The 3792-nt window shown below is 48.4% G+C and carries 1 pseudogene; it reads left to right on the top strand.

Going from position 1 to position 3792, the window contains the following annotated elements:
- Window positions 1-289 precede the first annotated feature (289 nt).
- Window positions 290-3792, top strand: a pseudogene (locus AC23P2_RS30935) (hypothetical protein); the annotation flags it as partial.

The following is a 3792-nucleotide window of genomic DNA, read 5'->3' on the forward strand; positions in this document are numbered from 1 at the left end:
AAATGAATCGGAATATCATTCAAAATATCGAATCTGTCCTACAAGGCTCTTTTCAATGGGCTACCTAAACAGTTACGAAAAAGCATAAAATATTTGTAATTGTTGTTTTGATTTTGGTCTGATTTACAGTTGTTTGTGGTCAGTTTTGTTGCCCAAAATACAAGCTTATTAAGGATAAATATTTCTCTAAAATACCATAAAAATCCTTCAAAAAATAAGGGTTAACCCTTATATCTTTTCGTATTTTTTTGCTATTTATTTGTGGCTTCAAATTTAACGTACTACGTATATGAAGCTACATTACCTTATTTCACTCTTTAAACATTGCAAAATTACCTCCCTTCTCAGCTTGTGCTTGCTCTTGGGAATGGTCATTAGCCAACCGCTCTTGGCTCAAACGCAAACGTTCAATCCTACCAACGATATAGGTGATGGGGGAAACGTCCAAACCTTCACCGTACCCACGGGGGTTACGAGCCTGACCATTACTGCCAAAGGCTCGGTTGGCGGTGGCACATCAGGTGGTAAAGGAGCCACCGTAAAAGCAACGTTTGCCGTTACACCCGGCGCATTACTCAAGATTGTGGTGGGTGCTAAAGGCCGAAGCAGCACAAATGATGCGAAATACGGCGGTGGCGGCGGCGGTAGTTTTGTGGCGGTGGGCGACATTAACGAAGCGAACCTCCTCATAGCTGCCGGCGGCGGCGGTGGCGGCGGCCTGACACCTGGTGGAGGTGCTTCTATTACTGCTGGTGACGGGAACGGTGGTGCTCCTGGCGGTGGTTCGAATGGAGGTGGCGGCGGCGGTGCCGGTATTAACACCAACGGCGGCGATGCTGGTATGGAGCCTTGTATGTATGGGGCTGGCTGTGGTGGGTATTCCGCTGGGGTTGGAGGCAGTGGAGGGTTCTATGATGCAGTTGGCGGCTTTGGCGGCGGCGGCGGTGCAGGCCGTGGTGGCGGCGGCGGTGGCGGATACAGTGGCGGTGCAGGCGGCGGTGAGTCCGATAACGGTGGCGGCGGCGGCGGTAGTTCATATACCAAAAGTAGTGCCGCAGCAGTATCTGCTGCCGTTAACAATACGGGCGTGGGACAGGTCATTATTGAGTGGACGGCACCCATCCCTGTATTGAGTTCTATACCCAACCAAGCCACCTGCGATGGGCAAACCATCAGCAATATAGCCATTACCCTAGGAGTTGACCTAGATGCTGTATTAAGCGCAAGCGATGATAATACCAACTTAAACCCCACCTATACCTTTGGCGGCACAGGTGCCAACCGTACCTTAACCATTGCAACGGTTGCAGGCCAAGTGGGTGCTACCACCGTAACCGTAACGGCTACGGGTAGTTTTGGAACTACGGCTACCCGTACGTTTTTATTGGAGTTGGGGAATAAAACGGTAGGGGCACCAACCAAAGAAAATTTTGCTAACATAACTGACGCTTACGGAACAGCTGTCAATAGCAATGGTGATTTATTTGTAACGGCTAATGCTGATAATAAAATTGTAAAATTTGCAGCTGGAACAAGCACTCCGATCGATTTTATTACTGGAATTGACAAGCCTACTGGGTTGGTATTTGATAATTCGGACAATCTATACATATCTACCGAATTTGGTAAAATATTTAAGGTAAATTCAGGTACTACCACTGCAACTGAAATTGTAAGCACTGGCATTGCCAATAGTAATTTTGCACTGGCATTTAAGGCACCCGATATACTTTATACTGGCAGTGCCAGCTCCGTTTTTCAGTTAAAAACCGATGGTACTGGCATTACAACTGTTGCATCTGGGCTAAGCCTACCCTTTGGACTTGCAGTATATAACAACGATTTGTATGTAGCAGAAACAAATGCAGGTAGAATTTTAAAATTTGTTGGTGGTACAGCACCATCTACTGTTTACAATACAGGAGGGGAAACAATGTTTTCTCCCAGAGGGTTGGCATTTAATACTAATGGCAGTTTGTTTATTGGCAACGGACTTAAGAATTTGTTAACCATTCCTTCAGGTGGTGGTGCGGTAAGCATTTACGCAACCTATTCGAGCGGATTTCAAGGTGGAGTAGCAATAAATTCAGCAGGGGTGCTTTTCGTTGCTGATTTTACCAATGAAGTAATTTATAAAATAACTCCTGGTCCAGCCACCTACGAGACGTGTAACGCCAAGCCAGTGTTTAATCCTACCACGTTGGCGAATCAAATGCTTTGTGTAAGCCCAACGCAAGTGTCTTTACCCAACACCTCAATAACGGTAACTGACCCCGATGGCAGCATCGCCAGCACCGTGGTAACAAGCAGCAATCCTAGCTTAATCACGGCCACTAACACAGGCACAGCTTCGGCCGTGCAGTTATCGTTGACCCAGCAAGCCAACCAAAGCGGCACGGCTACGATTACCATCGAAAGTACGGATAACCGTGGAGCAAAAAGCAATTTGCAGTTTGAGGTACGAGTAAATGCGATACAATTAGACAACACTACGATTACCGATGTGTTGTGCTTTGGCAACAGCACAGGCGCACTTACGGTAACACCGACAGGCGGCACCGCGCCATACAGCTATATATGGACCAAAGGTGGTAGCCCCGTAGGCACTGATAGTCCAACGATTACGGGCCAAAGCGCAGGGGTGTACAATGTTACCGTAACCGATAAATTTGGCTGCTCGGCCAACCGCAATCTGACTATTAACCAACCCGCAGCAGCGCTAACATTAGCCAAAGAAAGCACCAACATTAGCTGCTATGGCTTAAACAATGGAACGGCCAGTGTGACCCCAAGTGGTGGTACAGCTCCTTACTATTACGATTGGCGCGACGTTGGGGCAACGCCTTTCAGCAGTAACCAATCTGTAACTAATCGTGCACCAGGCACTTACACCGTAAGAGTAAACGACGCCAAAGGTTGTAACGCCGAAGCGACTTTTACCCTAACTCAACCCGCCGAGATAGTTATCAGCAACAACCCCACTGATGCGGTGGTATGCCAGGGCACCGATGCTATTTTGACGTCAGGAGCGACGGGTGGGACACTCACCAACCAGTGGTACAGACTTACCATCTCCAACGGAGAAGCCGTCGCTCTTACCAACGGCACCACTTACCAAAATGTAACGACGACAGCGCTTACGATACGTGGCAGCGTAGCTGACAACGGCCTGTATCGGTATTTTATGCGGGCCAGCCAAAGCGAAAGCTGCTTCAAAAACAGTGGTCAAGCTACCGTGACAATCAACCCTACGCCCAATGCCGTAGCCACGCCGTCGGCGCAAACAATTTGTTCGGGAGCGACCATTACTTCCATTGCCTTGAGTAGCAGCGTAGAAAACACTACTTATACTTGGACAAGAGACAACACCAGTAGCGTGACGGGCATCAGTGCGAGTGGCAGCGGAAATATCAGTGGGTCTTTGACCAACACGACCAACGTCCCTGTGACGGTTACTTTCACCATTATGCCCACTGCTTCAGGAAGCAACTGCCCAGGAACAGCCATCACGGCCACGGTAACAGTTGATCCAGTTTCGGTAGGTGGGACTATTTCGGGTTCAGCTACCGTTTGCTCGGGGACGAATTCAACAGCTTTAAACTTGTCAAACCAAGTAGGCGCGATTCAAAAATGGCAGTCATCGTTGACGTCTGATTTTGCAGTTGTGACTGACATTGCCAATACGACGACGGGCTTTACGGCGACCAATTTGACCCAAACGACATACTATCGGGCGGTGGTTCAAAGTGGGGTTTGTGCGGCTGCGTATTCGGGAACTAAATTATTGACGAT

This window comes from Runella sp. R0.1_18, from assembly GCF_057652155.1.